The organism is Nonlabens sp., from assembly GCF_051251825.1.
Lineage (GTDB): Bacteria > Bacteroidota > Bacteroidia > Flavobacteriales > Flavobacteriaceae > Nonlabens.
This window is the reverse complement of the sequence record NZ_JBPOGG010000004.1, coordinates 1-15,267: the sequence shown is the minus strand read 5'-3', so window position 1 is coordinate 15,267 and position 15,267 is coordinate 1. Positions and strand designations below refer to the sequence as shown.

Genomic DNA, 15,267 nt, shown 5'->3' with positions numbered 1-15,267 from the left:
TTAAGATGTGATTCTACAGTATGGTTAAATCTATTGCTAATCCAGTTATTCATCTACAAAAAAACATAGCGAACTAAAAATGCGCTATAATTGTAGTATTACCTATTTATACGTGAAGCTACAACCACAAATAACGAGACCTTTTAAACGTACACTACGTCATATTCTGTTTTGGTGTTTTATTTTATTATTCTTCAGTTCTATTTTTGGAGTTGGCAATACTATAGATATGAATGTGGTGTATTTCTCATTCTTTTTAATGCCAGTGACTATAAGCGCTACCTACGTTTCTATTTACAAGCTCCTACCCGACTATTTAATTACAAAGCGTTACTTTCTATTTGGACTTTATAGTGTTTACACGGTCATCCTTTTAGTTTTTGGAGCTGTTTTTTCAATCTTTTTTGGATTGGCTTTTCTCACCGATTTTAAATTTGAAAAAATGACTCTGTTGAGTAAAAGCAGTGTTTTTACAATTACGAGTATTTGTCTAGTGGTTATTGTGGTCAGTGCTTTTAAGTTATTGCAATTAAATCTAAAACACTCTAAAAATAATGCTCAGTTAGAAGCAAAATTCCTAGAAGCACAACTCAAGTTAAAAGAACAAGAACTGAAGTATCTCAAAATGCAAATTCATCCGCATTTTTTGTTCAATACGCTCAATACCATGTATGGTCTAGCTTTAAAAAAAGCAGAGCAAACTCCAGATATGATTTTAAAGCTTTCTAATCTGCTGGATTATCTATTGTACCAAACCGAGAAACCACTGGTTCCTATTACTGAAGAGATAGCGCATATTAAAGATTACATCGCACTGGAAAAAATGCGCTATAATAATACTTTAAATGTAATCATGGATGTAGCAATAGAATCTCAACATACCACCATTGCTCCTATGCTTCTATTGCCATTTATAGAAAACAGTTTTAAGCATGGTAGTATTAATGATGGTGTTTTACAAATCCATATTGATATTAAATCAACTCTAGAAACAGTGGATTTTCAAATAAAGAACTCAAATGCTGATCATCGTTCTCCTAAAGGTGGTATAGGTTTAGTAAACATAAAGAAACGACTGGAATTATTATATCCTCATAAACATGAGTTGCTCATAAAAGATACAGGTGACACTTTTAATGTGGTCCTACAACTTAAAATAACTAGCAATGCATAATACATCTATCATTTCTTGTTTGATTGTTGATGATGAGGCTATTGCAAGAGAAATCATTGCAACACACTTATCTAAAATTAGTAACATTAACGTCGTTGCGAGTTGTAGCAATGCTCTAGAGGCATTTAATTATATTAGTAATCAGCAAATTGATCTCGTTTTCTTAGATATCAATATGCCCGAAATATCAGGTATTTCATTTGCAAAGTCTATTAACAATGACATCAAAGTGATTTTTACAACTGCATATAGAGATTATGCTGTAGAAGGTTTTGAACTCAAAGCGGTAGATTATTTATTGAAACCTATTTCCTTTGATAGATTAAAACAAGCACTAGATACCTATTTTGATGTTTATGGAAATGTTACAGCTACTAACACAGTTGTACAAGAGATTACAGATTTTATGTTCGTGAGATCTGATCGTAAAATGATTAAGGTTGATTACAGCTCCATTCTTTACATAGAAAGTTACAGTGATTACCTTAAAATACATACCCAAAGTGGAACAATAGTCACCAGAGAAACGATAACCGCCATCGAGGCAAAACTACCTAAACAACAATTTTTAAGAATTCATCGCTCTTATATTATTTCGTTGCATTTCATTCAATCCTTTACTAACGAATACATTACCATTAACAAACAAGAACTACCCATTAGTAGGTCTTATAAAAAAGCTGTTTTAAAGCATTTAGAAAAATTTTAAGTGTGTACTTATAAATACACTGCTCTTACCTCACCCTAAACCCACCAGGATTACAACCCATATATTTCTTAAACAATCTATTAAAATGACTGGAATCAGTAAAGCCGGTTTTTTGAGCGATTTGTGTAATGGTTAAGTTGGTTTGTTGTAATAATCGAGACGCCATTTTAATCTTAGTCTGGATCACGTATTGCTGGATAGAAACACCAGCGTGTTTTTTAATGAATATACTCGCATAGTTGGGTGACATATAAAACGTTTCTGCAATCACGCTTACTTTGATCTTTTCTTTATTGAGCACGTTCTGTCTTATATAGCTCAGCATATCTCCTACGCGTTCTTTTTCGGTTACGGTTTTATCGTTTCTGGTACTTTTAATATTGCGTGATACAATAATGAGCAACGCGCCAAACAACTCTAACAATAACGAGCGACTGTATGCAATAGGATTTACGTACTCATTAAACATCATGTCAAACAATCTAAAGATTTGATCTTGATCTGCAGAGTTTTTTATAATTGCTTCGGGAATAGCGTTGGAATGCAGCACTACGGCATCTAAATTTTTTCTCCATTTAGAATCAGACAGCAATTCCACTTTTTCTAAAAACAGTTGCTCCGTGAATTTAATAAAGCCAAAAGTCGTAGGCTCAGCAATCACAAACTCATGCTCGTCTCTTGGTGTGAGCAAGAAGATATCGCCCGTTTGATAATCAAACAGGCTGTCATTTAATTTATGGCTTCCACTACCCTTTTTTATAAAAACCAACTCAAAGAAATTGTGTGAGTGTTTAGGGAACAACCATTCCTCGAGCGTTAACTCAAAGATATTAAGCGATCTGGTACTAAAAAATCGTTTAGACATGATTGCATAGATTTATACAAATATACAATGATATTGTACAATGATTAAGCTTCAGTTGCTCCATAACTTTGCATTGTAAATAAGAACACAACTATGAAATTCTTACAACATCTTCCTTTTATCTGCTTGCTACTTTCCCTAAATACAGCTTGTAAAACAGATAACGGTGTAGAAACAGCCTATTCAAAACAACATGCTGCGCAATCTCATTGGCCCAATGATGCGCAGCTCGTCATTTCTGTTTCTATGCAATTTGAAACTGGTGGACAGCCTGATGGTGCCGAAAGTCCGTTCTCTGGAAATCCGCTCCCTAACGGAATTCCAGATATGCCAGCTCAATCGTGGTTCCGTTATGGAGCAAAGGAAGGTGTTTATAGAATGCTAGATTTATGGAAAAAACATGACATTCACGTCACCTCACATGTGGTAGGTGAAGCTGCTATTAAATATCCAGAAGTCGCACAAGCCATCGCAAACGGTGGACACGAGATCGCTGCTCATGGAATCGCATGGAGTGATCAATGGGATATGAGTTATGAGGACGAATTGGATTTTATTAAAAAAGGAATTGATACCGTGGAATCCATCACAGGACAGCGCGGTCGTGGTTATAATGCCAACTGGTTACGTCGTGGAGTAAATACACTTAAAGTATTGCAAGACCTTGATTTTCTGTATCATATAGACGATTTAAGTCGTGATGAGCCATTTATAACATCGGTGCGCGGTAAAGATTTTGTGGTCATGCCTTATACCCTACGCAACAACGATATCGTGAATATAGAAGGTAAAAACTGGAGTCCAGACCAGCATCTCGCACAGTTAAAAATGGAATTTGACCAGCTGTATCAAGAAGGAGCTACCCAAAGACGCATGATGTCGATCAGTATGCACGATCGCATAGGTGGAGCACCAGCTGTGGTAAATGCGGTAGATCAGTTTATACAATACGCTCAAGAACATGAAGGTGTGGTCTTTATGAGAAAAGATGACATCGCAAAAATGGTCCTCAACGATCCAGACACACCACGCGATAATTCTGAGGCCGAGTTTAATAATTAGGAGCCAGGAACCTGTCATCGCTACTCAATCTTTTTACAGAAAAAGTAAAAAGGATTTCAAACATACCGCTCTATCAGGGCTATAAAACAACATCATGGAAAATACATTATATACATCTTATGACATGAACGGCATAGCGCTAGAGAATCGTTTCCTTATGGCACCTATGACTCGTTCTAGAGCAACACAACCAGGAGATGTTCCTAATCAGCTCATGGCAACTTATTATGGTCAGCGAGCAAGCGCAGGAATCATCATTACTGAGGCAACCCAAGTTTCTATGCAAGGAATGGGATATGCAAAAACCCCTGGAATTTTTACCCAAGAACAAATTGATGGTTGGAAATTAACTACTGACCAAGTTCATAAAAAAGGATCCAAAATATTCCTCCAATTATGGCACGTAGGACGTGTAAGTTCTTCCCAAGTAAATGGATTACAACCTATAGGTCCATCGGCTGTAACGGCTAAGGAAACTAATGTTTACATATTTGATGGAGCGCCTAACGGTGATGCAACATTTATTCCTGTGGAAGAACCTCGTGAAATGAACCAAGATGATATCAATCAAGTCATCGAAGAATTCAGAATAGGTGCCAAAAATGCAATAGAAGCAGGATTTGATGGTGTAGAAATTCACGGAGCAAACGGCTATTTAATTGATCAGTTTTTAAGAAGCAATAGCAATCTAAGAACTGACGATTATGGCGGGACAAAAGAAAAAAGAACCCGTTTACTAACTGAGATTACAGAAGCAGTCGTAAATGAAATCGGAGCAGATAGAACAGGTGTGCGCCTCTCGCCTTTCATAAGCTTTAAAGATATGAGCGATCCAGAAATGTTGGAAACGATTATGATCGCTTCTCGCCAACTTGAAAAAATAGGAGTTACATACATTCATTTATGTGAAGCAGACTGGGCAGACGCACCAGATATTCCAGTTGAGTTTAGAAAAGAGTTACGCAGTACATTCAATAATACTATTATCGCGACAGGAAATAAAACACCCGAGCAAGCCGAAGAATTATTACAGCACAATTGGGTAGATTTAATTGGATTTGGTCGCAAATTCTTAACAAATCCAGATTATCCGCAACGTGTGAAGTTGAATGCATCTATGAATGAGATCAGTGATAATCATACACTATTTGGTGGTGGAGATGCACGTGGTTATACAGATTATCCTTTTTTAGAAGAATAATTATGAAAGGTATAGAAATCAATCCTGCAGGACACTTTGAGAATTGGACAAGAACTAAACTACTTCAATTAAAAGAAGAAATAGTAACTACCCAAGTTGGAGAACAACTACTTTTTGAAGATCACATGATTAAGGTATGGTCTATAGAATTAGCACCTGGTAAGCGTCTTCCATTTCATAAACATACGACTAATTATAACTGGACTTGTTTAACAGCTGGCTCAGCCACATCACATTATGAAACTGGCAGAATAGTAGCAATTAACTACGTAAAAGGCGACGAATCTTATTATGATTTTGATAGTAAAGGAGCATTCATTCACGATTTAGAAAACACGGGAACTCAGACGTTGCAATTTATAACCGTAGAGTTTTTATAATTGCATCATCAGGTTTCTGTTGAGTTACTTTCATAACCCATTACTTTATGATATCATTTCACAAACTCAACTTCATCAATTCTTATCTTAGCTGTCTATAATAATAGAAACAAAGACTTGAATCAAATTAAAGCATATCTAGAGCAAATTGCTCACATCTCTGATGCAGATTGGGAATTCTTTACGTCTAAGTTACAGCGTCAGGTTTTTGCAAAAAAAGAAGTGTTTTTAAAACTCAACCAGATTGAAAACCACATTTCATTCATAGAATCTGGCGTGGTGCGATTGTTCATACCTAAAGAAGATTCTGAAAAAGAAATCACCTTTGGTTTTAGTTTTAAGGATCAGTTTGTCAGTGCTTATGATTCTTTTTTGACCCAATCACCATCTGCTTATGAGCTACAAGCTCTTACTGAAACAACCGTTTTAAGTATTACGTACGAAGATTTACAAGCCGTTTACAAAAAGACCCAAATCGGTAATCTCATAGGTCGCTTAACTGCAGAACGACTTTTTTTATTAAAGTCCAGTCGAGAACAAAATCTCCTCAATCTTACCGCTGAAGAACGTTACGTAAAACTTTTTAAAGAACGTCCCGAATTGCTTCAAGTAATTCCGTTAAAATATATCAGTTCTTATATAGGTGTTACTGCTCAAGCACTTAGCCGTATAAGACGCCGCATTACTTAATCCAGGTTCATTGTTTTAGAGAAAAGTCAAAATTATCTTTGTAAAAAAAGATATGGCAATTATAATTTTTGTTTTGGTTCTCTGGTACGGTGGACTGTTTTTTCAATCCTTCTTTTTACATCGTTATGCGGCACATCAAGTTTTTACGATGTCCAAAACTACAGAACGTATCATGTTTGTACTCACTTGGATCTTTCAAGGTTCTAGTTATTTAAGTGCATATGGCTACGGTATCATGCACCGCATGCACCATGCATATACAGATACGGAGCAAGATCCACATTCTCCATCGCATGATCCTAACCTGTTTGCTATGATGTGGAAGACCAAAACCATTTATCAAGATATCAATAAAGAACGTATCGCAGTAGATCAGAGATTTACTAAAGATGTTCCTCAGTGGAAAAGCTTTGACAATTTTGCTAGCTCGCGTTTTTCAAGATTGCTCTGGATTACCGCTTATGTGATGTTCTTTGTATTATTTGTAACCGCATGGTGGCAATGGTTACTATTACCGGTTACTTTTTTAATGGCACCTATTCATGGAGTGATTATCAATTGGTTTGGTCACATTTACGGTTATGTCAATTTTAAGATGAAGAACACAAGTAAAAACTTGTTCCGTTTTGATTTTTTAATGATGGGTGAAGGTTATCATAACAACCATCATAAACATGCCAGTAGAGCTAACTTCGGGTTTAAGTGGTATGAGATTGACATCACCTACTTGATTATAAAAGTTATGAATGCGCTAGGTATTATACAGCTTAAGAATATCAAGTAGTCCTACCCTATTTTCCCTTACGAAATCGCTAATGTTATATTAATAACTTGTGCTGCTAAACTGTTAAGAGTAACTTACCTCTTCTTAAAAAAACAGTTACATGACCTCATTTACTGCCATTTCATTATTCTCAGGAGCCTGCTTTTTATTTTACGGTTTCAGCTGTTTACTGTCTGAGAAGATGGCGGCAGAGTTTGAGCGATTTGGGATACCACAATTTTTAAAACTTACTGGAATTTTACAGGTTCTAGGTGGAGCCAGTTTATTAATAGGAATCTACATGTTTCCAGTGCTCGCCTTTATAGGAGCACTAGGATTGTCCATATTGATGTTTATGGGCTTTGGACTGCGATTAAAAATTAAGGATAGTTTTTTACTATCTGCTCCTGCGTTAATGTTTGGATTCTTAAACGCTTTTATCGCTTACAAGTATTATTTTATAATGATAGCTTAGAATAGGTAGATCATTAGACACATTACAAGAAATAATGCTGCTGGAAAAGATTTGAATAATGGATCTTTTATTCTCAAGTGCATGGATATAGAACCGGCGAGCATTAATGCTAATCCTACTGCTGCATAATCTTCTAAAACTAAAAAGTACAGTGATGCCAGCAATAACAAGGATAAACTCACTTTAATGAATCCTACCACATAGCACATTTGCTTAGATAATCCGTAGGCATGAAATTCCTCAATCATATTTTGAGCATTTCCACCACGCCATTTACTTGGCTTATTAAATTGTACGAGCCATACATTTAAAAGACTTAATCCTACTATTAATTTTAATGCTATGATGACATATTCCATGTTGTGTTGTTAGATTACGCTTTCGCGAAAGCAGCATAAAACCACTTGATTAGATAGTCGAAAGTTAAAAGATTAAAAGTAGGGAATTGTTAAAATGTAATTAAGTTTCTAATTTTCATTGGGAAATTTAATTTAGTAATTCTTATCCTATTAATGGTATTCCTTGACTCGCTTGATAATATACAAATGCAATCCATGAAGCATAGCCTAGTCCAAAAACCGTTACTGAGAGAATTTGGTTTCTTGAGCTAGTCTTCCATTTTTTGTGAAGTAGAAACGCAAATAGCGGAATTACTTGGATTCCATGCAGTCCAAAGAAGTGAGCAATTCTCAAATCTCCGCCCAGAGTACTCCAGTTCACGAGTGGCAATCCAGCGCCACCATCTACAATTCCTACATTGTGAGACATTTGGCTAATCATTTGTCCACCTACCCAACTACCTACCACAATGATGATCCAACCCAATAGAATGGCAAATTGAATCGCTTTACTCGTGTTTAATTTTAATCTCATGGTTTCAATGATAAATAATATCATAACTAACACGTTGATTCCTATAAGGATTCCCATGGCAGCAAACAGTAAGCCGTCAAATAGTGAAGATTCATTGTAATGAGATGCGACACCACGAGAAGCTTGATACATTATAAGAGCTCCTTCTAGAAATAATGTCCATGATACCAAATTATTAAGGATGTTTTTCTTTCTCGTAGAAAACGGATACAAGGTCATAAAAAAACCTACCGTCATAATGTATATCGCTCCTGAAATTGCAAATTTCAAAGGTTTGAGCCACACATTCACGCCCATTAACATTCTGTCGTCTATGAGAAGTCCTACGGCACAAACTATTGCTGCTATGAAGTGTATCATTACAATCGTATAAAGTATAGGGCTTTGATTCCTTACAGTACGGAATACTTGACTTAGATAATTCATGATTTCTGGTTTTTTAAAAGTTTGATGATCATAAATAATAGAAATCCTATAGGGCCAAACATAAACGTAGCAAGCAGTACAGGAACCATAACTAATTGATGGAGACCTAATTGCTTGTTTTCTTGAATCAGCCACATTCCTGCTACAAGATCAAAGGCTAGATAATGAACCCAACCAGCAAGAACTGCTTGCTCTGTGGTAAATAATTGCATTACAGATTCCAGACTACCAAAATCCATCATTCCTCCAGTTATTAATCCTTGAATTACATAAATGGCATAAATAAGTGAAAGCGCTAGTGGTATTACTTTATAGTCCATAAGGAATTGTGTGACTTTCCACTTAGGTAGAATGATCATTAAAAGCCACATGGGCAATACCATCATATTTGCAATTGAAAAAACTTGGGTTGGTGTCATGGTAGTTGATTTTAAATGATATTCAAATATGCAATTATTATAACAAGCTCAAAATCAATAATATCTCAATCGTCATTATCTCGTACTGAATTGTTGAGTTATGTTCCTAAGCAGAATTTAATCAGCTACTTCCCTACTATATAGATAAATAAATGAGTCAAATTGATTTGATAAACTATCCTATTTCTTAAATTACCAAAAAAGTTGTCATGATCCCTAAACTGCATTATATTTCTCAAGCTCCTACTGCTGCAAAGCATATCGAGCAAGTTCAAAAAGCCTGTAGTGCTGGAGCAGAATTAGTGCAACTGGAACTAGAACATATCTTAGAAAATGAGCGATTAACTTTGGCTCAAGAAGTGATTGCTATTACATCTCACTTTCAAACGCGATTGATTATTAAGTCGCATTATAAACTAGCTCATCAAATTAAGGCAGATGGTGTTTTTCTAGAAAATAAAGACTCAAGTATAGCTCACGTGCGTCAAAAATTATACACCTGGCAAACTATCGGAGCTGCTGCACATACTCTTGAAGATTGTGAATCACTCATAGCAAGTGAAGTAGATTATATCATCCTAAAACCTTTTAAATCAACAGATCATAGCGAACTTAAAGCTCTAGAATTAGAAGGCTACAAGGCTATTGCCGATGTATTGAACACTAAAACACCACTGATAGGTTATGGAGCGATTACCACGAGTGATGTTACTGCTATTATGGAATCAGGAATTGAAGGAATTGCTGTGAGCGATGCTATTAATGAGAACTTTGATAGCATTAAGACCTTTCACCAATTGCTTAACGCGTCTGCAACACAGGAGCAACGTCATACTTTTAAATAAATGAGTGAAATTATAAATTCCATAGCGGTTAAAGATCTGGACGGTAACTCGGTAGATTTAATGGAGCTTTATAAAGGTAAAGTTCAGTTACTTATCATTTATAACAACGATTGTCTAGGCTGCACTGGTCGTGCCATACCTATGGCTTATGAATTCCAATTAAAATATCCAGATATTCTAGTCGCAGGAATCCATGCCGATTTTGACAATCGTGAAGGAACTAAGGAAAATATAAAAGCCATTTTTACCAGTGGAGAAATTCCGTTTCCTTTTTACATTGATAAACACCACAAGGTTTATGACCAGTTCCAAGCCGAAGGAACACCACAATGGTTATTAATTAATGAAAAAGGCGAATTGTTCCGTTCTATTTTTGGGTCGCAGGATAATGCTAAGAATAGATTGTTTTATGCGTTGGAGAGTTTAGTAAGTGAGATTAACTAGATCTACTTTCTCCTTCAATATTTCAATCAATTCCTTAGAACCATATTTATAGATATCAGGAATGTCTAAAACGGTAGTCTTATTATAAAACCCATTGCCGAATTCTTTTCTAATAGCTTCTAAATGCTTTGGTTCCATGACAAAGATTTGGGTTGCATTTTCTAATAACTCTTGAGTCATATAATGGGTTCCCAGCTTCTCACAAGTCACTCGATTAGTACCAGCCGATTCAAATTGAAGTTTTGGATATTGAGCACTGTAATAATCCTCGGCTGTTTTAGAACGATCTTTATTTGCAGAGCAGATGAAGAGAATACTCATGGATTATTATTTATTGAGATAGGAGCGCAATTTACACATTCTATTATCGCAGCAATCTTTCCACTTCTATTTACCCAATTTAATTTTATAACTAACTCACAATTATAACACTACAAAACGCACTACTCCATTGTGAATATCTATTCCCTTTTTTAAAAATTTGAGCTTATAAAAGCTATTATTTTCGCCATCCTAAAAAACAGAAAAGATGAGCGCAACCTGGTACGAGTGTAAAGTAAAATATAGAAAATTTGATGAGGCTACAGCAACTCAAAAGGTGAAAACTGAGCCTTTTCTGGTAGATGCGATATCATATACTGAGGCAGAAAGTCGCATCACTAAGGAAATGGCAGCCTATCTTCCAGAAAGTGAAGAAATCAAAATCACAAATATTAAAGTAGCCAATTTTGCTGAGATTCATCCTTTTGAGAATACAGATCGATGGTTCAAATCCCGTGTTTCCTTAATCGCATTTGATGAAGAAAGTGGTAAAGAACGTAAGACCAACTTATATCTTCTCGTTCAAGCTAATGATGTAAAAGAAGCGTATGAGAACACGGTTCTCGTGATGAGTGACACTATGGGAGAATATACCATTCCAGCAGTATCAGAATCTCCTATTGCAGACGTGTTTCCTTATTTCACTGGAGAAGAAGATGATATGGAGCGTTTAAAATCTTTTGTTGCTCTCAAAGATTCTGTTCCAGCTACTAATGCCATGGATGAGAAATTAGAAATGCAAGATGTTCTAGCAGCAGCTGAGGAAGAATAGAACTTGATTCTTTAAGACTATTCGCTCCTACTATTGCTATGTTATAAAATGAATAGTATCTTAAAGCTTTAAAAAAAATGAAACTTCACCTTTAATAATTAGAATATGTCTGACATGATTCCGTGCCCAAAATGCCAAACTCCTATTGCAGTGGATAATGAGTTATATCTCAAAGGAGAAACTTTTTCATGTTCCAATTGTGACCACAAGCTAGGAATGGAAGAACCTACAGACTTAAGTATCGAGAAATTAAACGAATTAAAGAGGTTTTCAAAAATGAGAAAACCTGGAGCCTCTTCACAAATTCCATGTCCAGATTGCGGTACTCCTATACCATTTACTGATAAAGATTTAAAGGCTGGCAGTTCAGTAGCATGTACAGAATGTAAAGCTAGTGTAGGATTGCAAAATTAAATTGTACTAGAAATTATTGAAAGCAAAAAAGCCCATCCTTATGGATGGGCTTTTTCTTAAAACTGTACTTTTATGTCTTAGAGAACTTTAACGTTCACGGCATTTGGTCCTTTGTTTCCTTCTTTTAAGTCAAATTCAACCTCGTCACCTTCACGGATCTCATCGATTAATCCTGAAATGTGTACGAAGTGATCTTTGTCTACTCCTTCTTCAGTGATAAATCCAAATCCTTTGGTATCGTTGAAAAATTTTACTGTTCCTTTACTCATTGTAATATAATTAAATTGTTAATACTCATACCTTTTCAATTGTTATGCCAGGTTTATGATTAATGGTTAATTGTAATAGGTAATTGAGCACTATGGTTTTTAAAGTAGCTCGATTTCTTCTTATTGTTATGACTGTATATGTCTCGCTTTCGCGAAAGCGGACTCTTAACAACAACTATTGAACAGAATCTTTAACGTACCTACCGGACTGATACTTAAGGTATTCCTTCTCTTGGGATTTCACTAAGTAATCGATTTCACCGTCTAGAGTTCTTTTTTCAGTAATATTATCTGTGACTTCTAGATTATAATAAGGACTTGTGTCATCTTCTATGGGTTGTATCGTTTTAGTGTTCTCCAGAATACTGCTATTTCCTTGATCGTCAAAGTCTTCATGATGACCATCTACTTCAAAATTTCTTAAAATCTCCTGTAATGTGTTTCCATTGCGGACCAGTACATTATACTCGTTTGACATATATAGTTTAAAAGGAATGTCTAAGTGATAATATACCTTAAGCCCTATGGTTTCAGAATCTGGTGAGACTCTAAATGGGTTGTATTCAATTTCAATGGCTATGATATCTAAGGCATCTATAATCCAGCGATTTTCTTCCATAAACTGAGCTTCTATATGTCCCGTTAATGGGTTCACTATTAAGACGTAAGCATCCAGATCTGTTTGATCTACTGTTTGCTTGTTGATTTTTGCCAAGAACACTATCGTTTTGGAATTAGAAACCTCTTCAAAACTGTAGAAGTCTTCATAGACTTGGTCTGGCTTTATATCTAGTTGAGTTAAAATCACTTCATTTAGATAAATAGTCTTGATGATACCATTATCATCAATTTTATAAAATTCAGGTTCTTCTTTGTGTTTTTTATAATGAATGCTGGTTTTTGTGATGATGTAATTTTCATCTATAGACGATTGATATGTGTTTGAACCATCGGCAATTTCATCATAGCTTATTACTTTGTGATCGATGTACTTACCTTTTAAATCATAATTTATAAGAACAGTTTCTAACTCGTAGTCGCCTTGTTGAGTAGTAACAACTAAAGTTTCAAATTCTTGTGAGATATCTAATCTATAAGATATTCTACTTTTATAGCTATATCCAGCGGTATAGAGATTAGGATATATTTTACCTAACTGTAATGTGTTTAATTCCTTTTTAGTCAGGAAATTACCAGTAACTCTGTTATCAAAACTTGTCTGATCATTTATAGGTAATCGTTGACTAGGTGTGCTTTTTAAGAGACTATTGAATTGCATGAGCAATTGATCGTCAGTAAGTTGTTTCCCTTGATCTGTCCATTCAATTTTTAGACATACTCTTTGTAACTCTTGATTCTCTTTTAAATCACCATCAGTCAGAATTAGAAAAACCAAGTATAATGGTTTATCGATGAATTGAATTTCAGTATTTTGGTTTTCATCCAGGTCAAAAATATTTTCTATAATCCGAGTTCCTTCATACTTGCCATCTTTAAATTCTAAACTATTAAACATATGATTCTCCTTACTTTCTTGAAGCCAGGCACTGGAACCTTCACTTGATGCATAAATACTCTTTTCGGGATTGTGATAGTTCTCGGCAATGATATGTCCTAAAGTAAATTGAGGTTGTGTCGTGAGTAAATCTCCATTGATTGCTTTAAGTGATAAATCATCACTGTATGAGGCATTAACAAGGATGTAATTTGGAGTGGTAGAATTAAAAACGATTTCAAAAGGTTCTCGATCTAATTTTATGGAGCCGTCAACAGGATTTAAAGCTTTACCATTTTGCTCAATTGAAATATTTACGAGATGAGATCCTAATGCGATTTCCCCATTTTCAGAATCTTTGCAACTCATTAATATTAAACTGGCAATACATAAAATTTTAAATAACTTCATAGAACTTGAGATTAAGGACAAGTGGTTACTGGACTACCACAAAGCCATTCTTTTTCAATCCAACCATGTATTCCATTAAACTCAATTTGAACCCAATCTGCACAAATATCAATGATTTTTAATGGTCCATTTTCTCCTTCAATAATAGCGATAGTTTTCCCATCACGTGGATGAACTAATAGGTTTGCTTTCCTCCTAGTCCATACTGCTACTACAGAGTTATGAATCCAACCGTCTAGATTTGATATTTCATATCCATATTCTACACTCTGAATATTTTCAACTCTTAACCATTCCCTATCCATTTCATTTACATAAACTTCAAAATAGTCTGTTTTAAGAAGTTCTAGAATGATCTCACCATTTGGCTCATTTCTAATGGCTGTATCTGTACCGCTTTCATCATATAATGCTACTCTAAAGGAAGTAAAGCTACAATCTTGTTGAGAATAGCAATAAATACAACTTATCAAACTGAAGTATAAAAAGATGCTTTTCATTTATTCAAGTTCTTTGTAGGTTAACAAAAACCCAGTCTCGCATGGCGTCATTGCATGAGGATATGAAGGCGTGAGTACAATTCCTTCATCAGTCATAATCCAAGAGTAAAATTCCCAAGTAGATTCATTATCAGTGAAATAATCACATTCTAATTCCACGTCTGTATCATCGCCATACTTTTCTTTTAAAACGTTATAATGGTTTAAATTAGGGTATAAATCGGTGATTTGATGGAGTTCTTGTTCATTTATTAAATCAAAGTTGTAACCTTCAGTGTTGTGACTAGGATGTGCTCCACCGCAATAAATGGAAGAATAAACACTGAAGCTCAAGTACTGATCGGATACTAATTCTATTTCTACATTAAAGTCTGCCCAGCTACATTCAAGTCCGATGATGGCGTAGTTAGTGTGAATAGAATCAAGTTTGTGATTTACAAATTTGCGCTGTGAAGATTTAAAACCATTACCTAGTCTAAATAACGATTTTTCGGAATATTTCTCAGTGATCCAGACAATCTCTTTATTATGAAACGAAGAAACACTATCCCTAACAAACTCTAGTTTTTGCAATATATATTCATGTGTATTCTTTTCTGTTTTGTACAGTTTCACCTGAAGCAATTGCCCGTCATTTTGATAAGTTCCACTTATGGTATCGTTTTTTATTATCAAATTAAAGTATTCTTTGAGTTCTTCCTTATCACTAAAACGTTCCTGCAGTTGTAAATTCTCATTTTCATAAACACCTTCTAATGC

Annotated in this window: 20 protein-coding genes and 1 pseudogene; 12 read left to right on the top strand and 9 right to left on the bottom strand. The window is 35.1% G+C overall.

Features of this window, described 5'->3' with window-relative positions; all coding sequences use genetic code 11:
- Positions 1–112: 112 nt before the first annotated feature.
- Positions 113–1,174 carry a sensor histidine kinase gene (locus ACSHWW_RS06405; RefSeq protein WP_435681601.1) on the top strand — a complete coding sequence of 354 codons (1,062 nt, stop codon included), beginning with the start codon at positions 113–115 and terminating at the stop codon, positions 1,172–1,174.
- A complete protein-coding gene (locus ACSHWW_RS06400; protein ID WP_435681600.1) occupies positions 1,167–1,883 on the top strand; it encodes a LytR/AlgR family response regulator transcription factor in 717 nt (238 codons plus the stop codon). The genes ACSHWW_RS06405 and ACSHWW_RS06400 overlap by 8 nt, the downstream gene beginning before the upstream one ends.
- A gap of 25 nt (positions 1,884–1,908) precedes the next feature.
- On the opposite strand, the gene ACSHWW_RS06395 is transcribed toward ACSHWW_RS06400, so the two are convergent.
- Positions 1,909–2,748 (bottom strand): AraC family transcriptional regulator, encoded by an 840-nt coding sequence (locus tag ACSHWW_RS06395; RefSeq protein WP_435681599.1) that lies wholly within the window; start codon positions 2,746–2,748, stop codon positions 1,909–1,911.
- Between the two features lie 93 nt (positions 2,749–2,841).
- On the opposite strand from ACSHWW_RS06395, the gene ACSHWW_RS06390 reads away from it, so the two are divergent.
- The 6 genes from ACSHWW_RS06390 (at position 2,842) to ACSHWW_RS06365 (ending at position 7,319) form a co-directional block, all read left to right on the top strand.
- Entirely contained in the window at positions 2,842–3,810 is a 969-nt protein-coding gene (locus ACSHWW_RS06390; protein ID WP_435681598.1) for a polysaccharide deacetylase family protein, read from the top strand.
- A 94-nt stretch (positions 3,811–3,904) separates the two neighbouring features.
- Positions 3,905–5,011 carry an alkene reductase gene (locus ACSHWW_RS06385; RefSeq protein ID WP_435681597.1) on the top strand — a complete coding sequence of 369 codons (1,107 nt, stop codon included), beginning with the start codon at positions 3,905–3,907 and terminating at the stop codon, positions 5,009–5,011.
- 2 nt (positions 5,012–5,013) lie between these two features.
- Positions 5,014–5,391 (top strand): hypothetical protein, encoded by a 378-nt coding sequence (locus tag ACSHWW_RS06380; RefSeq protein WP_435681596.1) that lies wholly within the window; start codon positions 5,014–5,016, stop codon positions 5,389–5,391.
- Between the two features lie 117 nt (positions 5,392–5,508).
- Positions 5,509–6,081: a Crp/Fnr family transcriptional regulator gene (locus ACSHWW_RS06375; RefSeq protein ID WP_435681595.1), complete on the top strand. Its 573-nt coding sequence runs from the start codon at positions 5,509–5,511 to the stop codon at positions 6,079–6,081.
- Positions 6,082–6,133: 52 nt separating this feature from the next.
- Positions 6,134–6,865 carry an acyl-CoA desaturase gene (locus ACSHWW_RS06370; protein WP_435681594.1) on the top strand — a complete coding sequence of 244 codons (732 nt, stop codon included), beginning with the start codon at positions 6,134–6,136 and terminating at the stop codon, positions 6,863–6,865.
- Positions 6,866–6,965: 100 nt separating this feature from the next.
- Complete coding sequence (locus ACSHWW_RS06365; protein ID WP_435681593.1) at positions 6,966–7,319, top strand: DoxX family protein; 354 nt, start codon at positions 6,966–6,968, stop codon at positions 7,317–7,319.
- On the opposite strand, the gene ACSHWW_RS06360 is transcribed toward ACSHWW_RS06365, so the two are convergent.
- The 3 genes from ACSHWW_RS06360 to ACSHWW_RS06350 form a co-directional block, all read right to left on the bottom strand.
- A complete protein-coding gene (locus ACSHWW_RS06360) occupies positions 7,316–7,678 on the bottom strand; it encodes a DoxX family protein (RefSeq protein ID WP_435681592.1) in 363 nt (120 codons plus the stop codon). The genes ACSHWW_RS06365 and ACSHWW_RS06360 overlap by 4 nt on opposite strands.
- 142 nt (positions 7,679–7,820) lie before the next feature.
- Positions 7,821–8,618, bottom strand: coding sequence for a hypothetical protein (locus ACSHWW_RS06355; protein WP_435681591.1), 798 nt, complete (start codon positions 8,616–8,618; stop codon positions 7,821–7,823).
- The gene (locus ACSHWW_RS06350; protein WP_435681590.1) at positions 8,615–9,037 is read right to left on the bottom strand and encodes an ABA4-like family protein; all 423 of its coding nucleotides are present in this window, start codon (positions 9,035–9,037) and stop codon (positions 8,615–8,617) included. Before ACSHWW_RS06350 ends, ACSHWW_RS06355 begins: the two co-directional genes overlap by 4 nt.
- A 209-nt stretch (positions 9,038–9,246) precedes the next feature.
- On the opposite strand from ACSHWW_RS06350, the gene ACSHWW_RS06345 reads away from it, so the two are divergent.
- Both ACSHWW_RS06345 and ACSHWW_RS06340 read left to right on the top strand, forming a co-directional pair.
- Positions 9,247–9,882 (top strand): thiamine phosphate synthase, encoded by a 636-nt coding sequence (locus ACSHWW_RS06345; protein ID WP_435681589.1) that lies wholly within the window; start codon positions 9,247–9,249, stop codon positions 9,880–9,882.
- A complete protein-coding gene (locus tag ACSHWW_RS06340; protein ID WP_435681588.1) occupies positions 9,883–10,326 on the top strand; it encodes a TlpA family protein disulfide reductase in 444 nt (147 codons plus the stop codon). It begins immediately after the preceding gene.
- Here ACSHWW_RS06340 and ACSHWW_RS06335 read toward each other — a convergent pair.
- Positions 10,306–10,647, bottom strand: coding sequence for a phosphotyrosine protein phosphatase (locus tag ACSHWW_RS06335; protein ID WP_435681587.1), 342 nt, complete (start codon positions 10,645–10,647; stop codon positions 10,306–10,308). The two genes, ACSHWW_RS06340 and ACSHWW_RS06335, sit on opposite strands and share 21 nt — an antisense overlap.
- Positions 10,648–10,855: 208 nt before the next feature.
- On the opposite strand from ACSHWW_RS06335, the gene ACSHWW_RS06330 reads away from it, so the two are divergent.
- Complete coding sequence (locus tag ACSHWW_RS06330; RefSeq protein ID WP_435681586.1) at positions 10,856–11,419, top strand: DUF4494 domain-containing protein; 564 nt, start codon at positions 10,856–10,858, stop codon at positions 11,417–11,419.
- A 105-nt stretch (positions 11,420–11,524) separates the two neighbouring features.
- The gene (locus ACSHWW_RS06325) at positions 11,525–11,833 is read left to right on the top strand and encodes a hypothetical protein (RefSeq protein WP_435681585.1); all 309 of its coding nucleotides are present in this window, start codon (positions 11,525–11,527) and stop codon (positions 11,831–11,833) included.
- Positions 11,834–11,910: 77 nt separating this feature from the next.
- Here the strand turns inward: ACSHWW_RS06325 and ACSHWW_RS06320 are convergent, their stop codons facing one another.
- The 4 genes and pseudogenes from ACSHWW_RS06320 to ACSHWW_RS06305 all read right to left on the bottom strand — a co-directional run.
- On the bottom strand, positions 11,911–12,102 hold the full coding sequence (locus ACSHWW_RS06320) for a cold-shock protein (protein WP_435681584.1): 192 nt from the start codon (positions 12,100–12,102) through the stop codon (positions 11,911–11,913).
- A 175-nt stretch (positions 12,103–12,277) separates the two neighbouring features.
- Positions 12,278–14,008 carry a hypothetical protein gene (locus ACSHWW_RS06315; RefSeq protein ID WP_435681583.1) on the bottom strand — a complete coding sequence of 577 codons (1,731 nt, stop codon included), beginning with the start codon at positions 14,006–14,008 and terminating at the stop codon, positions 12,278–12,280.
- An 11-nt stretch (positions 14,009–14,019) separates the two neighbouring features.
- A complete protein-coding gene (locus ACSHWW_RS06310; protein ID WP_435681582.1) occupies positions 14,020–14,508 on the bottom strand; it encodes an SH3 domain-containing protein in 489 nt (162 codons plus the stop codon).
- Positions 14,509–15,267 (bottom strand): annotated as a pseudogene (locus tag ACSHWW_RS06305) (hypothetical protein); the annotation flags it as partial.